This window comes from Williamsia sp. DF01-3, assembly GCF_023051145.1.
Classification (GTDB): Bacteria; Actinomycetota; Actinomycetes; order Mycobacteriales; family Mycobacteriaceae; genus Williamsia.
Window position 1 is genome coordinate 4,089,921 of sequence record NZ_JALKFS010000005.1, and the last position, 20,157, is coordinate 4,110,077.

Consider the following 20,157-nt stretch of genomic DNA (forward strand, 5'->3'; position numbering starts at 1 on the left):
CAACGAGGGCTTTCCAGAAATGACACATGGCGATCATCTGTCATCCGATTGAACGGCGCGCGGCGAGAAAGGCACGCGCACACAAATTGCTGGGCGCGACAGGTGAACGCAACGGTTCACGTCGGCTCAGCACTTGAGGTTTGAGCCACCGAGACCCATGAATGTGATCTTCGTCGCTCAAAACGGTCCGGTGACCTAGCGGACCGTGCGATGAGGTAGTTCGTTCCGCTTGCGGCCGAGCGACTCTCGGCCGGCGCCCGATCACCCGCCGGACGACGAACCACTTTTTCGACTGAATAGCCAATAATTAGTCGACTAAACGCCCGATCGGCGATTCAGACGGGACCTGGTGCGCACGAGACCACGAACAAATCGCAAAAGAATCACTGTGGACAAACCCATTGATGGCTGCCGCCAACTAATTCAGCCGACGGCCGAATAAGAGCTACGCCTTTTAACGCATTCCCTTGACGCGCCGGCCCAATTCACGAGTGACCTCGCGTTCGGCGTCGCGACGGGCCAGATCATGCCGTTTATCGTGAGCCTGTTTACCGCGCGCCAGTGCCAATTCAACTTTGACCTTGCCATCGCTGAAATACATCGACAGCGGTACCAGGGTCAGGTTGCCGTCACGAATCTTCCCGATCAGGCCATCGATCTCGCGGCGGTGCAGAAGCAGTTTGCGATTGCGGCGGGGAGCATGGTTTGTCCACGAACCGTTGCCGTACTCCGGGATGTGAAGGCCCCGCAACCACACCTCACCGTTGTCGACGGTGGCGAAGGCATCGACCAGTGAAGCCTTACCATCGCGCAGGCTCTTCACCTCGGTGCCCAGCAACGCGACGCCCGCCTCGTAGGTGTCGAGAATGGCGTAGTTGTGCCGCGCCTTACGGTTCGTCGCAATCGCCTTGCGACCTTTTTCCTTCATCGATTCACCTACTTTCGTCCCGTCTTCTTGCGCTTGTGGTGCGCCGAGCTGTCTATTTCACCGAGCCACGCCACACTACACACGCTGCGTCTGGACGTCGCGTGATTTGTCTACCGGCCGAGAACGGCGGTGTCACTCGCGGACGTAGTACCGCAGAGTGCCGTATGCCGTCACGCTCGAGAGCACCACGCCGATGATGATCAGCCACGGGGCCACGAACAGCACGTCGGCCGTCTGGATCTTGGCCAGGATGTTCACCCCGTAGAGGTCTTGCAGTGCCCGGTCGAAGAACAACGCCTTGGCTCCGAATAGTCCCGCGATGGCCAGCAGAGAACCAACCACGGTCGCGACCACTGCTTCGAGGAGGAACGGCAGCTGGGTGTACCAGCGTGTCGCACCCACCAGGCGCATGATGCCCACTTCCGTGCGTCGGGTGTAGGCAGCCACCTGAACAGTGTTGGCGATCAACAAGATCGCGGCGATCGCCTGCACCAGCGCGATGGCGAAGGCAGCATTACGTGCCCCGTCGAGGACGCTGAAGATCCGTTTGACCAGCTCTCGTTGATCGAGGACGCCGTCCACTCCGTCGGCGTTCTTGAATTGATCGAGGACAGCACCGAACTGGTTCGGGTCTGCCATCCTGACCTTGAACGACGCGGGAAGAGTGTTCTCCCGCACCAGGGCGGCGATGTCCGGGTTGTTCGCAAACGTCTTGGTCTTGGCGTCTTTGAACGCCTCGGCGCGGTCGATGTACTGCACCGACTCCACGCCACGGGCAGCTTCGATCTGCTCACGCAGCGGCGCACATGGCGCTGCCTTGCAGTCGGGGTCGGCGTCGGTCACCGGATCGGAGATGAAGATCTGCATCTCCACCCGGTCGAGGAAGATGTCCTGGGTCTTGTCGGCCATCTGCACCACCAGCAACCCGGCGCCGAACATGCCCAGCGTGATCGCCGTGGTGATGGTCATCGCCATGGTCATCGTGACGTTGCGGCGCAGTCCGTTCAGGACCTCGCTCAATATGAAACTCGCGCGCATGTGAGTTCGGGTGTCCTCCCGGTCGGGACTACAGAAGTAGGTGAAAGTCGAAGGGTCGGAGTCGGCTCAGCCGCCGAGCCCGTAGACGCCATGGGCGTCGTCACGGGTGAGACGGCCGTTGCTGAACTCGAGCACACGGCGCCGCATCGCATCGACGATCTGGCGGTCGTGTGTTGCCATCACCACCGTGGTCCCGCGTCGGTTCACCCGATCGAGCACCTCGACGATCTCCCGGCTCGTGTCGGGATCCAGGTTGCCGGTGGGCTCGTCGGCGAGCAGCAGCAGCGGCCGGTTGGCGATGGCGCGGGCGATGGCGACACGCTGCATCTCACCGCCCGACAGCTCGTAAGGCATGCGGTCCGCCTTGCCGGACAGCCCGACGTACTCGAGCACTTCCGGAACCACCTTCGACACGGTGCTCTTCGGCTTCCCGATCACCTCGAGGGCAAACGCGACGTTCTCGGCCACCGACTTCTGCTGCAGCAACCGGAAGTCCTGGAATACACATCCGATGGACTGGCGAAGCTTCGGCACGCGTCTGCCCGGCAGTTTGTTCACGTGGAAATCGCCCACATACACATCACCCGAGGTGGGTTTGTCTTCCTTCAACAGGAGCCGGAAGAAGGTGGATTTACCTGATCCGGAGGGGCCGATGAGAAACGCGAAATCGCCCTTGTCCACCTCGAGAGAAAGATCTCGCAAGGCGGGCCTGGTCGATGCCTTGTATTGCATCGTCACATTCTTGACGCTGATCACGGTCTGCCAGTGTAACCACGGATCCTGGCCATCCGGCTCAGACTTGCCCGGGCCCGGGGGCCCAGATCACCTGGCGATGCTGGGGGTGGGGATCTCCAATCCCGGGATCAGCCCGCCCCGGGGCTGCTCGGTCTGCGTGGGGACCGTGGTCTCGATGGTCGACGAGCTCGAGGGGTGGATCGACCTCCACGGACGACTCGGTGGTCTCGGGTGTGGTCGTCGTAGCGGTTGTTGTCGTCTCCTCGGTGGTCTCCGGAGGCGGCGGTGTGGTTGTACGCACCGGTTGTTGTTGGCTCGTCTGCGCCTGAGCGTCTTGCTTGTCCAGTTCGCTGTAGTACTCCGACCGCTGGCCGTACAGGAGCATCGCGCCGATGAACAGCAGCACCAACGCTGCTGTCGTGGTCCGAACCCTGCCGCCGAAGAGTGTGCGCGGGATCCGGTGCCACCATGCTGGCCGGTCCTCGGCCTCTGTGGCGGCCGGCGTGGGCGCACTGCCGGCTGGGATGTTCGCCGAGTTCAACGGCTCGTTGTCCGGGTTCTGCTGGTTGTCGGTCATCGGCTTCCCTCCTCGGCTGCGACGGGTGACACGGAATCGGTTTCGATGACGCTGCCCGGGGCCAGTGCGATACCGGCGCGACCGAATGCCCGGACGATGCGCGAGCGGAGGTCGCGGCTCACCTCGAATTGTTTACCTGGCAGGGTGCGGGCGACGATGCGGACCGTCATGGTGTCAACCTCGATGTCGATCACGCCCATCGCGGTCGGCTCATCGAGCAGCAGATTGCGGGTGCGCGAGTCGGTGAACGCCTGGTGTCCGATCTGGGCGATGAGGTCGTTCACCTTGCTCATGTCGGCACCGATCGGCAACGGGATGTCGACCACCGACCGTGCCCAGTCCTTCGACAGGTTGATGGCCTTGACGATCTGGCCGTTGGGGATGGTGATCATCTCGCCATCGGCGGAGCGCAGTTTGGTGATGCGCAGTGTGACGTCCTCCACCGTCCCCTCGGCGGGTTCGGTCGCGCCGACGATGGCCAGGCTGACCACGTCTCCGAATCCGTACTGCTTCTCGGTGATGATGAAGAATCCGGACAGCAGGTCCTGCACGATGCGCTGCGCACCGAAACCGAGGGCCGCACCGAGCACTGTCGCGGGTGCGACGAATCCGGTGATGGGGACGTTGAACTGCCGCACGACGTTGAAGCCGGCGATGATGTAGACGATCGCAATCGCCGCCCAGGCGAGGATCTGCGCCACCGAGTGGCGATGCTTGATCGCTTCCGAGCGCACGAGGGCATCGGATTCGGTGAACTGCGAGTCGATGCGCGCGGTGATCCGTCCGACCACCCACTGGATGAATCGGGTCGCGAGCAGGGCGCCGAGCACCCAGAGAACGATGGTGAGTCCCTGTAGGGACAGCCATCGGACGAAGCGGCTGGTGCCGGCCGGGGTTTCCGGCGCTGCGGTCACGAGCGCGACGAGGTCTTGCATCAAATCGGGTTGCTCCTCCGGGTCGTGTGTTGGGATCGAGCCAATACCGTCCGGCGCCTACTCGAAGCACGCGGCCGGTGGACACCGGTTCAGGCGGGTGGTGCGGTCAGTCGTTGTGCGGCCTCACGCGTTCTGTGCCATCCGCCAGCGAATACCGGATTCTATGAACCCGTCGATGTCGCCGTCGAGAACCGCGGTGGGGTTGTTCACCTCGAACTCGGTCCGTAGGTCTTTGACCATTTGATAGGGATGCAGTACGTATGACCGCATCTGATTGCCCCAGCTGGATCCGCCGTCTCCCTTGAGGGCGTCCATCTCGGCGCGTTCTTCCTTGCGTTTGCGCTCGAGCAGCTTGGCCTGCAGCACGCGCATGGCGGCTACCTTGTTCTGCAACTGACTCTTCTCGTTCTGACAGGTCACCACGATACCGGTGGGAATGTGTGTCAGACGCACAGCGGAGTCCGTGGTGTTCACCGACTGTCCACCAGGGCCGGATGAACGGTAAACGTCAACGCGCAGTTCGGTTTCCGGGATCTCGATGTGGTCTGTGGTTTCCACCACAGGGAGCACCTCGACCTCCGCGAACGACGTCTGCCTGCGACCCTGGTTGTCGAACGGACTGATCCGCACCAACCGGTGGGTGCCCATCTCGATGGACAACGTGCCGTACATGTACGGCCCCTTGACCGCGAAGGTGGCCGACTTGAGTCCGGCTTCTTCGGCGTAGGAGGTGTCGTACACCTCGACCTTGTAGTTGTGCTTCTCCGCCCAGCGGATGTACATGCGCATCAACATCTCGGCCCAGTCCGCGGCGTCCACGCCACCGGCGCCGGATCGGATGTTGACCAGCGCGTCACGATGGTCGTATTCACCCGCCAGCATCGTCTTGACCTCCATCGCCTCGATGTCGGCCCGCAGTGCGATGCGCTCGGCGTCGGCGTCGGCCATCGCCTCGGTCTGGGACGCGCCTTCCTCGGATTCGGCCAATTCGTAGAGGAGTGGCACGTCTTCCAGTCGCTGCCTCAGCTCGGAGACGCGCCGCAGCTCACCCTGGGCGTGGGACAGCTCGCTGGTGACCTGCTGGGCGTGTTCCTGGTTGTTCCACAGCTCCGGATCGGCGGCCTGGTGTTCGAGTTCGTCGATCCGTCGCCGGAGCTCCTCGAGGTCGAGCACCTTCTCCACTGTGGTGAGGGTCGAGTCGAGGGCGTCGAGGTCTGCTGAAACGTCTGGATGCACGGTCACCCAGGCTACCGGTCCTCGGGGACCGTGGCGGCGACCGCCGCAGCAGGACTCTCGAGGATCAGTGCTTACGCAGGTCCGGACCCGACGTGCCCGGACCACCGCCGATCGACCCGGCGATCTGCCAGGTCGATTCGGCCTTACCCGGTTTGTAGGTGACCGGGACCTGATCGCCGATCTGCGGCCACGCCGACGACATCGGCATCACGAACCGGCCATAGACATCGGTCGGGGCTGTGTCGGGTCCGGTGATCGTGCCCGAGACAGTGCAGAAGGCCTGGTTGTTCTTGTCACCTTCGACGGGTTTGTCCGCCACACCGGTCAGCGTGAGGGTGCCGGGCACCCGATCGGTGAATGCGGCGTTGCCCTCGCGAGGGGCAGCGGCGCCACCAGACCGTCCGCGTTGCCACTGGATCAACAGCACCGCGAGTAACCCGGCGAGCATCAGCGTGATGATGATCGAGAACCACATGAAAATCGCACTCCTGGGGTCGGAAGCGGTCGCCGGTCCGGTCGTTTGCGGCACGCCTGTCGGTTGTCATCAGGTTAGCCGGACGACCTGGCGACAACGGCCGGCAAGCGGGTGTCTGTAGTTTTAGCGTCCATGACCTCGCCGACGCAGTCCGACCTCGAGGTGGCGCTGACGCTGGCCGACGCCGCCGACGCCATCACCATCGATCGTTTCGGCGCGGTGGATCTGCGCGTCGACTCCAAACCCGATTTGACCCCGGTGTCCGACGCCGATCTCGCCGTCGAGACGACGCTGCGTGAGAGGCTCGCGGACCTGCGTCCCGACGACGCGGTGCTCGGTGAAGAGTTCGGAGGCGAGGCGCAGATCAGCGGTCGCCAGTGGGTGATCGATCCGATCGACGGCACAAAGAACTTCGTGCGCGGGGTGCCGGTCTGGGCCACCCTGGTCGCGCTCCTCGTCGACGGGGTGCCGCAGGTGGGTGTGATCAGCGCGCCCGCTCTCGCGCGCCGGTGGTGGGCTTCGGCCGGCGAGGGCGCGTTCGCACAGCGTCCGGACGGCTCGGCGCGGCCGATCACGGTGTCGCAGGTGACCGAACTCGACGCGGCGAGCCTCGCGTTCTCGAGCCTGTCGGGGTGGCGCGACCGCGGGATCCGGGATCAGTTCATCGCCTTGACCGACGCTGTGTGGCGGGTACGCGGTTATGGCGACTTCTACAACTACTGCCTCGTGGCCGAGGGCGCGGTCGACATCACCGCGGAGCCGGAGGTGTCTTTGTGGGACCTAGCGCCACTGGACATCCTGGTGCGTGAGGCGGGCGGGACGTTCACCTCGCTCGACGGAACGGCCGGCCCCCACGGCGGGAGTGCGATCGCCACGAACGGCGCCTTGCATACGGCCGTTCTCTCGTCGCTGCGGCCGCGCGACGGCGCATACTGACACCATGCAGATCACACACTTCGGGCACTCCTGCATCTTGGTCGAACACGACGGCACCACAATCCTTTTCGATCCCGGCAACTTCTCGCACGGGTTCACCGGACTCACCGGGCTCGACGCCATCCTGATCACGCACCAGCACCCCGATCACGTTGATGTCGCGGCGTTGCCAGACCTGGTCGCCGGCAATCCCGGCGCGGTGTTGTACGCGGATCCGCAGACCACCCGTCAGCTCAATGACGACGACGTCGCAGGCTCGTGGACAGCAGCCCGCCCGGGCGACGAGTTCGCCGTCGGCGGGCTCACGGCTCGCATCACCGGCGGCACCCACGCGGTGATCCACCCCGACATCCCCACCATCGACAACGTGGCCTACCTGTTGGGCGACGATGCCGGTCGGGCACAACTGATGCACCCCGGGGACTCGCTGTTCGTACCAGAGGTGGAGGTGGACGTGCTGGCCATGCCGACCATGGCGCCGTGGATGAAGATCAGCGAGGCGATCGACTATCTGCGCGCAGTCTCGCCGAGGGTGGCCTTCCCCATCCACCAAGGCCTACTCGGCGACGCGGGCCTCAAGATGCACTACAGCCGGTTGTCCGAGATGAGTGATCCCGCAACCGACTTCATTGTCCTGCCCGGGGAGGACGCGCTCGACCTGACGTGACGGCTGCAGCCGATCACGAGACGTCGGGGAACAGACCACCACCGACTACCTGGTCGACGACGCGCGCGATTCCGTACCCGATCCACAGGGCGACCACCGCCCAGAGAACGGGATGCCTGGCGGCTCGCGCGAGACCGGCCACCGATCGTCGCCGCGCCAGCAGTACGCCGGCGAGCGCAAGGAACACCATGGTCGCGGCAAGGCTGATCGGGCCGAAGAAGTTGTAGGCGAAGGCATCAGAGAACTGGCCGTGGGCGGCAGCCGTCCAGCTACGGGTGAGCCCGCAACCGGGGCAAGGCAGCCCGGTGACCAGTCGTACCGGGCACAGCGTGGGCCCCGATGTGCTGAGAGCTGGGCTGATCAGGAACGCTGCGGCGACCGCACCCAGACCGAGACCGGCGGCAATCCGAACATTTCGTTCGGACTGCCGCCGGTCTGCGGTGGGCGGGGCCGCCACGTCAAGCCATCACTTCAGGGGGACACCGTTGGAGTCGGGGAGCTTGCGCATCGCGATCAAGACTATGTCGATGAGTGTCCAGATGCCGAGGCCACCACAGGTGAGCAGCTTGGCGATACCGAGGCCGGTGTAGCCGAGGTAGAAGCGGTCGATGCCGAGACCGCCGACGAATACGGAGATCAGCAGGGCTGTGAGCCATTCCTTGTCCGAGAACAGGCCGGGCACCTGAGAAACCGGGAACCAGTTGCTCGACTGGGTGCGCACCTGCGTCTCCGGCTTGACCTGTCCGGAGCGGACAAGCCCGGCGAGGTCCTGGTACCCCATCGGGCCTTGTTCCTGGCCGAAGATCGAAGCGTAGAAGGTGTCGTTGTAGGGGCCACCCTGCGGCTGGGGTGGCGGTGCCGGATACCCGGGAGGAGGTTGTGTCATGAGGAGCAGGATATGGCACGGGACCGGGCTTCGGCTGGACGTGGACCATTTTCAGAACAATTGAATGACGGCCGGAGAACATCGCTGTGAGCTGCGCAAACAATAGTTCGCACTGCTAATCGCTTGGTAGTTGCACCCATCTGTGACGGGCGGCCCGGACGGGCACGTGACAACCGACCTTACTGAGTAGTAAGGTCCGTGCTGTCCGCTTTCTTACCGACCGGTAAGATCGGTGAGACGCGGTCTTCCGACCGACACCCCACGCCCAACACGTAGAAGACAAGCTGGTGAGAATGAGCACTCATACCGAGCCCCGCGACACCTCCGCTGTGGGCAAGAACCCCCACCGCCGTAGCGCCATCGGAGCAGCGATGCGAGTCCTGACCACGGTGACCGGCTCCGACTTCGCCGACAAGTACAAGATCCGCGAGCCGCTGAACCGCATCGCGTACGAGGGAACCAAGACGGGGTTCAAGACGATCGGCGCCGCAACCCGCGCCTTCTCCCGCGCCCAGGGTGGCGACAAGGCGAAGCGTCTGTCCACCACCCCCAAGGACTACTTCAACCTGTTCCCCGACGACGAACAGAAGATGATCGCGGACACCGTCAAGGAGTTCGCGGGCGAGATCTTGCGCCCGGCAGCCCACGACGCCGACGCCGCAGCCGCAGCCCCGCCCGAGATCCTCGCTCGCAGTGCCGAACTCGGCATCACGATGATCAACGTTCCCGAAGAGTTCGAGGGCGCCGCCACCGAGCGTGGCGTGGTCACCAACTCGCTCGTCGCCGAAGCGATGGCTTATGGCGACATGGGCTTGGCACTGCCGCTGCTGGCACCCAGCGGTGTCGCCACCACGCTCACCCAGTTCGGCAGCGACGCGCAGCAGAAGACCTACCTGCCGGACTTCGCGGGCGAGAACGTGCCCCAGGCCGCCGTCGTCATCGCCGAGCCACGCCCACTGTTCGACGCAATGTCGCTGCAGACCAAGGCAACCCGGGTACCCAGCGGATACCGGCTCAACGGCGTGAAGTCGTTTGTGCCCGCTGCGGCGTCTTCGGAACTGTTCATCATCGGCGCACAGCTCGATGGCCGCCCCGCTCTGTTCATCGTCGAGTCGAATTCCAAAGGACTTGTCGTGGAAGCAGATCCCGGCATGGGTGTGCGCGCCGCCGGCATCGGTCGGCTGCTGCTCACCGACGTGACCGTGCCCGCCACCGCATTGCTTGGTGAAGAAGAGGGCGAGAGCGCCTTCACCGACTACCGCGACGTGGTCCGGCTTGCCCGGCTCGGTTGGTCTTCGCTGGCAGTCGGTACGGCCCATGCCGTCCTCGACTACGTCATCCCGTATGTGAACGAGCGTGAGGCGTTCGGGGAGCCGATCTCCAACCGTCAGGCCGTGGCATTCATGGTCGCGAACATGGCAACCGAGCTCGATTCGATCCGGCTTGTCACCCTGCGTGGCGCTGCCCGCGCCGAGCAGGGCCTGTCTTTCGCCCGAGAAGCGGCGCTGGCCCGCAAGCTCACCGCCGACAAGGGTATGCAAATCGGTTCGGACGGAGTGCAATTGCTCGGCGGACACGGCTTCACCAAGGAACATCCGGTCGAGCGCTGGTTCCGCGATCTGCGCGGTGCGGCCATCGGCGAGGGCATCGTCGTCATCTGACGACCGCTCCCCCATCCGACCCGACACTCTTGCACAGAAAGACATCAAGCCATGGCAATCAATCTCGAACTTCCCCGGAAGCTGCACCAGACGGTCGACCAGGCCCATCAGGCTGCGGCGCAGATCTTCCGGCCCATCTCTCGTAAGTACGACCTCCGCGAACACGACTACCCGGTTGAGCTCGACACCCTGGCGAGTCTGTACGACGGACTCAATGAAGCCGGAGCCGCCGGAGCCGGCGCCGACGGCGGACGTAGCCAGCAGAAGAACAAGAAAGAACTGCCCGCAGGCGCAGTCGTCAACGGCGGCAACATGCAGTCGGTGCTCAACACGATGGAAACCTCGTGGGGCGACCTCGGTCTGATGCTGTCGATTCCGTATCAGGGGTTGGGCAACGCCGCCATCGCGGCCGTCGCCTCCGAAGAGCAGCTCAAGAAGTTCGGCAAGGTCTGGGCATCGATGGCCATCACCGAACCCAGCTTCGGCTCCGACTCTGCCGCGGTCTCGACCACCGCGACCCGGGACGGCGACGACTACATCATCAACGGCGAAAAGATCTATGTGACAGCCGGATCCCGCGCCGACCACATCGTCGTTTGGGCCACAGTGGACAAGAGCGCCGGCCGTGCGGCGATCAAGAGCTTCGTCGTCCCCCGTGAACACGAAGGTGTGACGATCGAGCGTCTCGAGCACAAGCTCGGCATCAAGGCTTCCGACACTGCCGCGATCCGTTTCGAGAACTGCCGCGTCCCGGCCGAAAACCTCTTGGGATCACCAGAAGTGGACACCAAAAAGGGTTTCGGCGGGGTCATGCAGACCTTCGACAACACCCGTCCGATGGTCGCGGGTATGGCGGTCGGTGTGACGCGGGCGGCGCTCGAGGAACTCCGAACACTGCTCGAAGAAGCAGGCGTGGACATCGATTACGACAAGCCCGCCAACAACCAGCACGCCGCTGCAGCAGAGTTCATCCGGATGGAGTCAGATTTCGAAGCCGCATACCTGCATTCACTGCGGGCAGCGTGGATGGCCGACAACAAGGAGCCGAACTCCAAAGAAGCTTCGATGTCGAAGGCGAAGGCTGGGCGTACGGTCACCGACGTGACCACCAAGGCCGTGGAACTCGCGGGCAGCCTTGGCTATTCGGAACGCTCCCTTTTGGAGAAATGGGCCCGCGATTCGAAGATCCTCGATATCTTCGAGGGAACCCAGCAGATCCAGAACCTGATCATCGCACGTCGAGTTCTCGGAAAGACGAGCGCAGAACTCAAGTGATCTGATGGACGAAGGACCCCGTCCGCATCGAGGGGTACGGACGGGGTTTTTTGTTGCCTCGGACAAGGTTTGAGGCGTGATCCGCCCGCCCAGAGCATGTGCCACATCACATTTGACCCGTGTCGACCATCACATTTCTCGGTTTGATCCCCGGCCTGTAACGCCTGGAGAACACCGATCTGACCAGCATTGACGACGAATCATCAAGTGCCCGAAGCGCACGTTGTACACAACACCCGGACGTGACCTCAACGCTTCGAGTACGTAACGTCGCTGAACGTGTCGTAGAAGACGGCAACACGGAAGTCCTGGATACAACGATCCCGCTCGTCTGATGTTCTGGGCAAGCGGCAGAGGAGGAACCATGACCAACATGCGCAAGCTTGCCGCCCGCACGGCGATCGCCGGAGCTCTGACGCTCGCACCGATGGGTGCGTTCGCAGCAACTGCCTCGGCCGAGGGTGCCCACAACTGGGACGCCGTCGCACAATGCGAGAGCGGCGGGAACTGGGCCATCAACACCGGTAACGGCTACTACGGCGGACTGCAGTTCAGCCAGTCGACCTGGGAGGCCAATGGCGGCGTCGGCGTTGCGTCGGACGCAAGCCGTGAGGAGCAGATCCGAGTGGCTGAGAACGTGCTCGCCTCGCAGGGCGTCGGCGCTTGGCCCGTCTGCGGGCAGTATCTCTACAGCTGACCCCCGTTAGAACCGATCTCGCCCGGACCGCACTCGCGGTCCGGGCGAGATGCATGTGAGGCCCTCATTTCGAGGTAGCGCACGTTGACACGAAATGACTCTGCGGTTAGCGTCGGATTCGATGAAAACGACGCGAAACTACGTCATGCGTTCGCGTGCCGAGTCCGCCGGTCTGACCCGGCGGCGGGCACTGGAGGCCACCGTCGCACTCGCCGGTGAGAAGCCGTTCGCAACGATTGTGCTCCCTGAGGTCGCCGCTCGCGCCGGCGTGAGTGTGCAGACCGTCCTGCGCCAATTCGGTAGCCGTGATGGTCTGCTGGATGCCGCCACCGAGTTCGTCGCCGAACAACTCCGATCACACCGATCCAGTCCTCCGGGCGACGTCCGGGCCGCTCTGGAGGTGCTGTTCGACCACTTCGACGACCACGGAGACGCGGTGATCATGCTCCTGGGTCAGGAGGGTTGGGACCGCCGCGCGGCCCAGCTCACCGAGTCCGAACGTCAGGCCCACCGCGCGTGGGTGAGTACCGTCTTCGCCCCGCAGCTGGCCGACCGGTCGGCTGCGGCACGGACCGAGCTCATCGACATGCTGGTGGTGGCGACCGATGTGTACACCTGGAAGCTGCTGTGCCGCGACCGCACGTTGTCGAGGAGCACAGCGCAGCGCCGGGTATCTCGAATGGTGTCGGCGATACTCGCGGCTGCATAAGCTCAGGCCGTGCCGACGCCGACGCAGCCCGCCCGCATTCTGTTCGTGACCTTCGACGCGGGAGGAAACTTCCCGCCGGTCATCACGCTCGGGCGGGAATTCGCCCGGCGCGGACACCACGTGACCGTTCTCGGCCACGCACAGCAGCGGCGCAAGGTCGAGGCCGCCGGGTTCGAATTCATCGCCTACTCGAACGCGCCGTCGTGGTCGTCCAGCAGACACAGGAGCACCGCGTCCACGTTGTGGGGCTACCTCGCGCTCTTCACCACCCGGACTCTGGTCGATGACGCCGTCGCCGCCTCGCGTGCGGCCGACCTGGTGGTAGTTGATTGCATGCTGTTGCCGGTGATGTCTGCCCTGAACGCTCTGCCGCCGCCGACCATCGCCCTGTTCCACGCCTACTACGCCTACCTCGACGGGCCGTGGCGCCGCGGACCCATCGGAGTGGTCGCCCGCCTGCGCGGCTTGAGTTCACGTCGGATTTGGGGTTTCACGGACCTGCAGGTGGTGATCTCCGACCAGGCACTCGATCCTGCCGGCCGCCGGCACCGCGCAGCAGGCAACATCTTCTGGGCCGGGCCCGCGGAACCGGCCGCCAGACCCCTCACCCCGCGGACTCCCCCCACGGTGTTGGCCAGCTTGAGCACCACCTATTTCCCTGCCCAGCAACAGACCATGCAGAACATCCTCGACGCTGCTGCCACCCTGCCCATCCGGCTGATCGCCACCACCGGACCCGCCATCGACCCGTCCCGGTTGCGGGTGCCCGTCAATGCCGAGCTCCATGAGTACGTCCCGCATGCCGACGTCCTGCCGGATTGCGTCGCGGTCATCGGTCACGGCGGACACTCGACAACTTTCCAGGCCCTCGCCCACGGCCTTCCACTCATCGTGATGCCGATGCACCCACTGTTGGACCAGCCGATGGTGGGTCGATCGGTGGCCAGAGCGGGTGCGGGGATCGTCGTGCGGAAAAAGGCGTCGGCCGCTCGTATCGCCGCGGCGTTGTCGCGCATCCTCGACGAGCCCGGTTATCCCGCATCGGCGCGGGCGATCGGTGATCGCCTCGCGTCTGGCGACGGCACAACGCGAGCGGTTGATCGAATGCTCGCCGAACTGCCGTGACTGTCGCCGTTCGGGTTGGCGTGCGACGCAGACAATTCGCTCCCTGAGTCACTCACCCGGCTCGGTCGATCCCGGTGTCTCCTTGTCGCTCCCCTCGCTCTGCTCAGGGGCCGGAGACACAGACGGCATCGACGCCGACGGTGAGGTAGGCAATTCTGAGGTGGGTGACGGGAGCGGGGTCTCGGACGGCGATACCGACAGGATCGGCAGCGATATCAGCCATCCGGCTGTGCCGTTCGGTTGCCACAGCACGGGCGACACAGGATCGGGGACCTCGAAAATCACCCAGCCGACGGCGGTGCGGCCTGGAGTCAAAGAGGAAAGCGTTTGCCCGAGAGATCCACACGGCTGACCCCATCTCGAGATCGGCGTGCCAGAACCGCTGCCCTGACTGAATTGAGATGACTCCACACCATCCAGCGCGTACTCACCGGTGTGCGTGGATGGGGTCACCGTCATCCGCACCACGACGGTCACCGCGGGAGAAGTGTTGCAGCTCTGATCAATCAAGACCTCGTCGATCCGCGCTGCTCCCAGGTCAGCACCGTCCGTGCTGACAAGGGCGAACTCTTCCCCGGGTGACGGGGTGGTGGGTCCGTCCGGGACCATCAGCGGCGGTGCCGGTTCTTCGATGTCGGCCGCACCTTCCGGCGGCGGCCTCACCGGCAGGGCCTCGGCAGTGTCGGATGTGATTGTGGTCGAATCTGTTTCGTCAGGTGAGGGCGTGCTGGTCGGCGTACCGGTCGGGCTCGGATCAGCAGTAGAAGCTGTGGGGTCAGTACCACCGCACTCGGCTGTCCCGTCATCTACTGGCGTGTCGCCGTCAGCGTCCCCAGCGGGCGGCGCAGGCGTGGCGGTCGGGGTGCCTGTCGTCGTCACCCTGGTCGTCGTTGTATTGGGAGCGGCCATTTCCTCGTCCCCGGCGGGCACAACGACCGGACACGTCGCCTGCGCGACCTTGCGCGAACTCAGCGCCGACGGGGCGCTCAGCGGAGGGGGCTGACCTGCGGTGCCGCATTCGGCGCGGGCGAGGACAACATTGCGCAGATTAACCTCAGGCGTCGCCGGAAAGACGTACGGCTGGGTCCACGTCATGATCAGCTCCGACCGGATGGAGGTCGCAGTGTGGGCCACATTCCACACGATCGAGAGCTGACGCGCCGGTCCCTCACCCGTGCTGGTTTGCCCGGGCTGAGTGGGAACGGCTACGGATTCCCAGACCACCGCCGAGTGCCGAAACCTCACTGCCCCTGTGGGGCTGGGCGCAAGCAGCTGTCCTGGACGACACGACACCGACACCTTCACCGGGTTGACCACCCCTAGAAGATCACCGAGAGCAGCGCCGAAGTAGGTGAGGTACAGATTCGATGTTGTCGTGGCTGCGCTCGACGTGGCGTCGGCAGGCGCAGGCGCGCACTGTGCCCCGGCAGCGTGGCGCACACACTGCGACGAGGTCAGGCTGAAGTCCACACTGCCCGGCCAACCCCCGTAGGTCGGGGTTTGTGGGGACGTATAGCTCGACCTCGTGGGAGCCGCCAGGGATTGTTCGCCACCGGAAAACGTGGTCACCGTGCCCAACCATCCACGGTCGGGGCGTTCTATGGTGCCCGCTCCCCTGATGCCCGCGCCCACCCTGTGGGGACGTATGCCGGGTCGACACCGAATGTGCTTGCCCCCCAGACTTTGTCTCCCCAGGCGGCCAGTGTCCGATCGGCGAACGCCCCGGTCAGCGCGGATGCGCCAACGACCACCAGGATTGCCAATGCCGCCACCCCGACGAGACGCCGGCGGTGCCGCTGCCCAGCATCTCTGTTGCCGAGCACCTTGCCATGATGGCCACCCACTTGTTCAGGCCTCGATCCGAGATCGGGCGCCGACACCACGTTCGGGCACTGCTATTCGGCCGTCGGGAATGCCATCATCGGGATCGACGTCGTCCTCGCTCTTTCGCGGCCAGAAGGCCCAGAGCACCAGCAACGCTGCGCCAATTGTGATCGCCAGTAGGACAAACGGATTCGACAGCCAGATCACACCCTTGGCAAGACCCGGTACTGACCACAGGACCTTGCGTACCTCCGTGACCTGATAACCACCCGGGTCGTCGAATGAATTGGCATCACCACGCATTTCGAGCATCGTTGTGCCGTCGGCGCCCGGCGAGGTCTTGATCACCCGGTGCGTGATCGGCATCTGACCCGGTCGTTTGACGGTGACCACGTCACCCACGTCCACAGACGCCGCCGGCACCGTCTGCACGACGGCCAGCGATCCCGCCGGGATGGACGGCGCCATCGACCCGGTCTTGAACATGATGAGCGAGACGTTGAACACCACGGCCAGGACAACCATCACGATGCAAGCGAGCCCGCACACCGCGAGCAGGTTCATGATCACACTGCTCACGACCGACAGCGCGGATGGCCGTCTCGGGGCTGAGGGATGTTCGGCGTGGGCAACCGGATCAGCATGAAACATCAATGACTCCTATAGATTTCCGGACTTCACGACGCGGACGCGCAAAGGTCAGGGCTACCGGGCCGCCGGGGCTCTGCAATGAACCACTGGCCCGGCGGCCGGCAGATGCCTACGGTTCGACGCTGGTTGCCTGGAACTCCCAGAGAACCTGCCCTGTTGTCGACGTATTGAGCAGCGCCGCGTCGGCCGGCAGCGTCACAGTGAAACAGAAGTGCCGCGGGGTCATGTCGCCGTTGAGGATGATCGGGGTGCTTCCGCCGGCCGTCGCCACGCTCCCACCTGCCGGCCAGCCTGAGGGCGTGGTACCCGCAACGCTGCAGCTGGCGGCCTCGGTGACGGTGAGTTCGAGTTCGCCGGCCAAGGCAGATGTGTTGCCCGACGGAGCAAGGGTCACTGATGCATTCAATGCCGATGCCGCCGGGCCGACCCGCAGCGACACCGGGGCTTTGACCGATTCACCGGGCGTGAGGCTCGTGGCATCGGCCAGCGGGAATGTGAAGGTGCCGGCCGTCGGTCCCGTTGCGAACTCACCCCAGCTGGTGCCACCGTTGAAACTGCCCTGAACGTTCCACTTGTCGGTGGCGAACTCGCTCTGGCCCCAGACAGAATCACTCCAGGCCGCAAGAGTCACCGCCGCTCCCACTCCGAGCACCAAACCCGCCGCAAGAATCGCTCGGATCTTGCGGCGATTACGTTTTGTGACCGTCAAACTCATAATTGAACCTCGCCTACACAAAAGGGGCCAGCCAGTCCGACCCGCTTGCCCCGAGTATGAAAGTAAGGAACCGAAAAGTTTCGCGGAATGCGATTTTTATCTTCGATTTTCGAAAGCAGTCAGCGCATTCTTTCCGCGTCATTACCCGAACACATCAATTGGAAAGTGTGCGAGTCCATTAATAGGCATGGCGTCAATTAGGCCAGTGCAGCCGCGGCTGACGTGCAGTTATCGGAGCGCCGGCAAAGTCAGTCGCGCATCTCAGACAAACAATGGGCGGACTTGGACCACTAACGCTCAGGTTCAGGCAAAAAGGCGGCGACCGTTCGCCCGAAGGTCCATCGCAGCAAGGTCGAGCGGCAATTTCTGAACGTGACGATCATATCGATCGGTCTACGAATTACCCGACACGGCTGATCGACAATGGCCGAATAGCCATTTGTGTCGATCCCATCCCCAGAGGTGGCGATCAGCGCTCGAGATCGGCGTAGGCCGTCTCGGCGTGCTCGGAGAAGTCGACTCCTTCTCGTTCATCTTTCGCCGACACCCTGAACCCGATGGTCCAATGGATGACCTTTCCGATTCCGAATGACATCAGAAATGTATAAAGCGCTACCGCAAATATGGCGACCACTTGTTTACCCAGCAGAGCCAGTCCACCACCGTAGAAAAGCCCTTCGGCATCGGACGTCATCATCGAGGTCGCGAAGAGCCCGATGAGGACGGTGCCGACCACACCACCGGTGAAGTGCACGCCGACGACATCCAGTGAATCGTCGTAGCCGAACTTGAACTTCCACAACACCACGTAGGCACACACGATTCCGGCTGCGAGGCCGACAACCGCCGCGCCGAGCGGCCCCACCGATCCACACGACGGTGTGATCGCCACCAGCCCGGCGACAATGCCCGACGCAGCGCCAAAACTGGTCGGGTGCCCATCACGATTGGTCTCGACCACAAGCCAGCCGACCATTCCCAGGCCGCCCGCGATCAAGGTGTTGAGTAGGACGGCTGCCGCCATGCCGTCGGCCGCGAGAGCGGAGCCGGCATTGAAGCCGAACCATCCGAACCACAACAGTCCCGCGCCGAGCAGCACGAAAGGCAGATTGTGCGGGCGCATCGTGTCGTGTCGGAATCCCAGGCGGGGCCCCAAGACGATGGCAAGTGCCAGCGCCGAGGCACCCGAGGTCACCTCCACCACCAGACCGCCCGCGAAGTCGAGTGCCCCGAGCTCGGCGATCCAGCCGCCGGGACCCCAGACCCAGTGCGCCACAGGCGCATAGACCAGTAGTGTCCAGATCGGTACGAACACGATCCAGGCGACGAAGCGGGCACGGTCGGCGATGGCCCCACTGATCAGTGCCGCGGTGATCACGGCGAACGTCAGCTGAAACGTCACGAACAACAAGGTCGGGATGGACCCGTGCAACGACTCCGGACCGATCCCGGCCAGCCCGAACGACTCCACGCCACCGATGAGGCCGAACCCCGCGTCGTCTGAGAACGCAAGGCTGTAGCCGGCGACCAGCCACGCGACCGCGACCAACGGGATAGCGATGAAGCTCATCATCATCATGTTCAGCACGCTGAAGCTGCGCACCATGCCGCCGTAGAACAGCGCCAGTGCCGGAGTCATCAGAAGAACCATCGCGGTCGAGACAAGTACCAGCGCAGTGGCAGCACCATCGAGCTCGGACACAGGAGCCCTCCGTGTTCTGTGAAGAGTTGAGTGGTTGTGCTCGAAGGACAATAACCGGCACCCGATCCGTCCCGACGGGCCGTGGCGAATCTGCCCGTATGTATCGAATCGACAACACACCCACACCGATTGCCGGACTTCGGTAGCTTCGTGGCGACAGTCCTTTCCCGGGCCCACAGGCCCCGCGTCGAACAAGGGCGGACCGTGACATGAGCATCCCGATGACTGCGGGCGCGAACACTGCGTTGCAGGCCGCCGAAGTCCGCATCGAGGTCGGGGTGAGCGGACGGCAACTCGACGTGTCGGCGCTGTTGGTGGCCCCGTCGGGCAAGGTGCGCAGCGACGCCGACCTGATCTTCTTCAACGCGCCCGTCGGGCCGGGGCTGCGTCATATGCCCGGTACTGCTCACGGTCCCGATGCAGTCTGCATCACCCTGGCCGCCATTCCGTCGGCCATCGACAAGGTGGTGATCACGGCCAGCCTCGATCCCCCGACCACCACGTTCGCCGGGACGAATCCACATGCACGCGTCATCGATGCGGCGAACGGTGACCTGCTCGCCACCTTCGACCCGGCGAACCTCTCCGGCGAGACCGCCCTGATCGTCTTCGAGGTCTACCGGCGCGGCAGCGAATGGAAGCTGCGTGCGGTCGGGCAGGGCTACGCAGACGGATTGGCCGGGATAGCAACAGATTTCGGTATCAGCGTGGACGACCCGGCCGAGACTGCGCCGACGGTGGAGCCGGTAGCGGTTCCCGCCGTCCCGGCGGCGACCCCCACCAACTCGGCAAACCATCGGCTGAACCTCGACAAAGGTCACGTGGTCCTCGAAAAACGCCAGTCGGTGGTGCTGACGAAGTTCGGCAAGCCACTGCAGAGCAAGGTCCGGATGGGACTCGGGTGGGATCCGGCCGCAGGCAAGGGCCGGATCGATCTCGACGCGTCGTGCATCGCCTTCGATGCGAACCGGAAGGTCGTGGCGACCTGCTGGTTCTTGAAGTTGTCGATTCTCGATGGCGCGGTGGCACATTCGGGTGACAACCTGACCGGCGCAGGCGAGGGCGACGACGAGGTGATCTCCGTGGACCTGGGACGGTTGCCCCATTCGGTCACCGGCCTGGTGTTCACCGTGAACTCCTTCTCGGGCCAGCGATTCACCGACGTCGGACGGGCCTTCTGCAGGCTCGTCGATCACGGGACCGGCCAGGAAATGGTCCGATTCGAACTCTCCGACTCAGGTCCCACCACCGGGGTACTGATGTGCAAGATGATCCGTGAACCATCTGGCTGGGTGATGACCGCGCTGGGCGAATACGCCGATGGAAAAACCGTGCGAAAGATGAAAAAGCCCGCCGCCGCGGCACTCTGAAGGGTCACATCGTCT

22 protein-coding genes are annotated in these 20,157 nt (G+C 64.1%); 8 read left to right on the forward strand and 14 right to left on the reverse strand.

Annotated features, from left to right (window positions below; translation table 11 throughout):
- Positions 1-454: 454 nt before the first annotated feature.
- The 7 genes from smpB to MVA47_RS21440 all read right to left on the reverse strand — a co-directional run bounded on the left by smpB (position 455) and on the right by MVA47_RS21440 (position 5,924).
- Entirely contained in the window at positions 455-928 is a 474-nt protein-coding gene (gene smpB, locus MVA47_RS21410; protein WP_023963127.1) for an SsrA-binding protein SmpB, read from the reverse strand.
- Positions 929-1,060: 132 nt separating this feature from the next.
- Positions 1,061-1,966, reverse strand: coding sequence for a permease-like cell division protein FtsX (ftsX, locus tag MVA47_RS21415; protein ID WP_247209806.1), 906 nt, complete (start codon positions 1,964-1,966; stop codon positions 1,061-1,063).
- A 66-nt stretch (positions 1,967-2,032) separates the two neighbouring features.
- Positions 2,033-2,722, reverse strand: a complete 690-nt coding sequence (gene ftsE / locus MVA47_RS21420; protein WP_023963123.1) for a cell division ATP-binding protein FtsE — start codon at positions 2,720-2,722, stop codon at positions 2,033-2,035.
- A gap of 37 nt (positions 2,723-2,759) precedes the next feature.
- The gene (locus tag MVA47_RS21425) at positions 2,760-3,278 is read right to left on the reverse strand and encodes a hypothetical protein (RefSeq protein WP_247209807.1); all 519 of its coding nucleotides are present in this window, start codon (positions 3,276-3,278) and stop codon (positions 2,760-2,762) included.
- Complete coding sequence (locus MVA47_RS21430; protein WP_099384052.1) at positions 3,275-4,213, reverse strand: mechanosensitive ion channel family protein; 939 nt, start codon at positions 4,211-4,213, stop codon at positions 3,275-3,277. The genes MVA47_RS21425 and MVA47_RS21430 overlap by 4 nt, the downstream gene beginning before the upstream one ends.
- 123 nt (positions 4,214-4,336) lie before the next feature.
- Complete coding sequence (gene prfB, locus MVA47_RS21435; protein ID WP_062799180.1) at positions 4,337-5,449, reverse strand: peptide chain release factor 2; 1,113 nt, start codon at positions 5,447-5,449, stop codon at positions 4,337-4,339.
- A 64-nt stretch (positions 5,450-5,513) separates the two neighbouring features.
- Entirely contained in the window at positions 5,514-5,924 is a 411-nt protein-coding gene (locus tag MVA47_RS21440) for a hypothetical protein (RefSeq protein ID WP_247209808.1), read from the reverse strand.
- 132 nt (positions 5,925-6,056) lie between these two features.
- Between MVA47_RS21440 and hisN the strand changes: the two genes are divergently transcribed.
- On the forward strand, positions 6,057-6,860 hold the full coding sequence (hisN, locus tag MVA47_RS21445) for a histidinol-phosphatase (RefSeq protein WP_247209809.1): 804 nt from the start codon (positions 6,057-6,059) through the stop codon (positions 6,858-6,860).
- 4 nt (positions 6,861-6,864) lie between these two features.
- Positions 6,865-7,527: an MBL fold metallo-hydrolase gene (locus MVA47_RS21450; protein WP_247209810.1), complete on the forward strand. Its 663-nt coding sequence runs from the start codon at positions 6,865-6,867 to the stop codon at positions 7,525-7,527.
- A 13-nt stretch (positions 7,528-7,540) separates the two neighbouring features.
- Here MVA47_RS21450 and MVA47_RS21455 read toward each other — a convergent pair whose 3' ends face one another.
- Together MVA47_RS21455 and MVA47_RS21460 are read right to left on the reverse strand one after the other, a co-directional pair.
- Positions 7,541-7,984 (reverse strand): DUF2752 domain-containing protein, encoded by a 444-nt coding sequence (locus MVA47_RS21455; RefSeq protein WP_247209811.1) that lies wholly within the window; start codon positions 7,982-7,984, stop codon positions 7,541-7,543.
- A 9-nt stretch (positions 7,985-7,993) separates the two neighbouring features.
- Entirely contained in the window at positions 7,994-8,413 is a 420-nt protein-coding gene (locus tag MVA47_RS21460; RefSeq protein ID WP_030164392.1) for an NINE protein, read from the reverse strand.
- 293 nt (positions 8,414-8,706) lie between these two features.
- Here MVA47_RS21460 and MVA47_RS21465 point away from each other — a divergent pair, with 293 nt between their 5' ends.
- The 5 genes from MVA47_RS21465 to MVA47_RS21485 all read left to right on the forward strand — a co-directional run bounded on the left by MVA47_RS21465 (position 8,707) and on the right by MVA47_RS21485 (position 13,880).
- Entirely contained in the window at positions 8,707-10,074 is a 1,368-nt protein-coding gene (locus MVA47_RS21465; RefSeq protein WP_247209812.1) for an acyl-CoA dehydrogenase family protein, read from the forward strand.
- A 51-nt stretch (positions 10,075-10,125) separates the two neighbouring features.
- Positions 10,126-11,349: an acyl-CoA dehydrogenase family protein gene (locus tag MVA47_RS21470; protein ID WP_023963103.1), complete on the forward strand. Its 1,224-nt coding sequence runs from the start codon at positions 10,126-10,128 to the stop codon at positions 11,347-11,349.
- 364 nt (positions 11,350-11,713) lie between these two features.
- Positions 11,714-12,046: a transglycosylase family protein gene (locus MVA47_RS21475; RefSeq protein ID WP_062798752.1), complete on the forward strand. Its 333-nt coding sequence runs from the start codon at positions 11,714-11,716 to the stop codon at positions 12,044-12,046.
- 121 nt (positions 12,047-12,167) lie between these two features.
- On the forward strand, positions 12,168-12,755 hold the full coding sequence (locus tag MVA47_RS21480) for a TetR/AcrR family transcriptional regulator (protein WP_081906625.1): 588 nt from the start codon (positions 12,168-12,170) through the stop codon (positions 12,753-12,755).
- 9 nt (positions 12,756-12,764) lie between these two features.
- Positions 12,765-13,880, forward strand: a complete 1,116-nt coding sequence (locus tag MVA47_RS21485) for a glycosyltransferase (protein ID WP_247209813.1) — start codon at positions 12,765-12,767, stop codon at positions 13,878-13,880.
- 48 nt (positions 13,881-13,928) lie between these two features.
- Here the strand turns inward: MVA47_RS21485 and MVA47_RS21490 are convergent, their stop codons facing one another.
- The 5 genes from MVA47_RS21490 to MVA47_RS21510 all read right to left on the reverse strand — a co-directional run bounded on the left by MVA47_RS21490 (position 13,929) and on the right by MVA47_RS21510 (position 18,772).
- Positions 13,929-15,449: a hypothetical protein gene (locus tag MVA47_RS21490; RefSeq protein ID WP_247209814.1), complete on the reverse strand. Its 1,521-nt coding sequence runs from the start codon at positions 15,447-15,449 to the stop codon at positions 13,929-13,931.
- Between the two features lie 29 nt (positions 15,450-15,478).
- On the reverse strand, positions 15,479-15,703 hold the full coding sequence (locus MVA47_RS21495; protein ID WP_247209815.1) for a hypothetical protein: 225 nt from the start codon (positions 15,701-15,703) through the stop codon (positions 15,479-15,481).
- Between the two features lie 25 nt (positions 15,704-15,728).
- Positions 15,729-16,355, reverse strand: coding sequence for a signal peptidase I (locus MVA47_RS21500; RefSeq protein WP_247209816.1), 627 nt, complete (start codon positions 16,353-16,355; stop codon positions 15,729-15,731).
- Positions 16,356-16,464: 109 nt separating this feature from the next.
- The gene (locus MVA47_RS21505) at positions 16,465-17,070 is read right to left on the reverse strand and encodes a SipW-dependent-type signal peptide-containing protein (protein ID WP_247209817.1); all 606 of its coding nucleotides are present in this window, start codon (positions 17,068-17,070) and stop codon (positions 16,465-16,467) included.
- Between the two features lie 469 nt (positions 17,071-17,539).
- Complete coding sequence (locus MVA47_RS21510; RefSeq protein ID WP_308280582.1) at positions 17,540-18,772, reverse strand: ammonium transporter; 1,233 nt, start codon at positions 18,770-18,772, stop codon at positions 17,540-17,542.
- A 209-nt stretch (positions 18,773-18,981) separates the two neighbouring features.
- Here MVA47_RS21510 and MVA47_RS21515 point away from each other — a divergent pair, with 209 nt between their 5' ends.
- Positions 18,982-20,142, forward strand: coding sequence for a TerD family protein (locus MVA47_RS21515; RefSeq protein ID WP_247209818.1), 1,161 nt, complete (start codon positions 18,982-18,984; stop codon positions 20,140-20,142).
- Positions 20,143-20,157 lie beyond the last annotated feature (15 nt).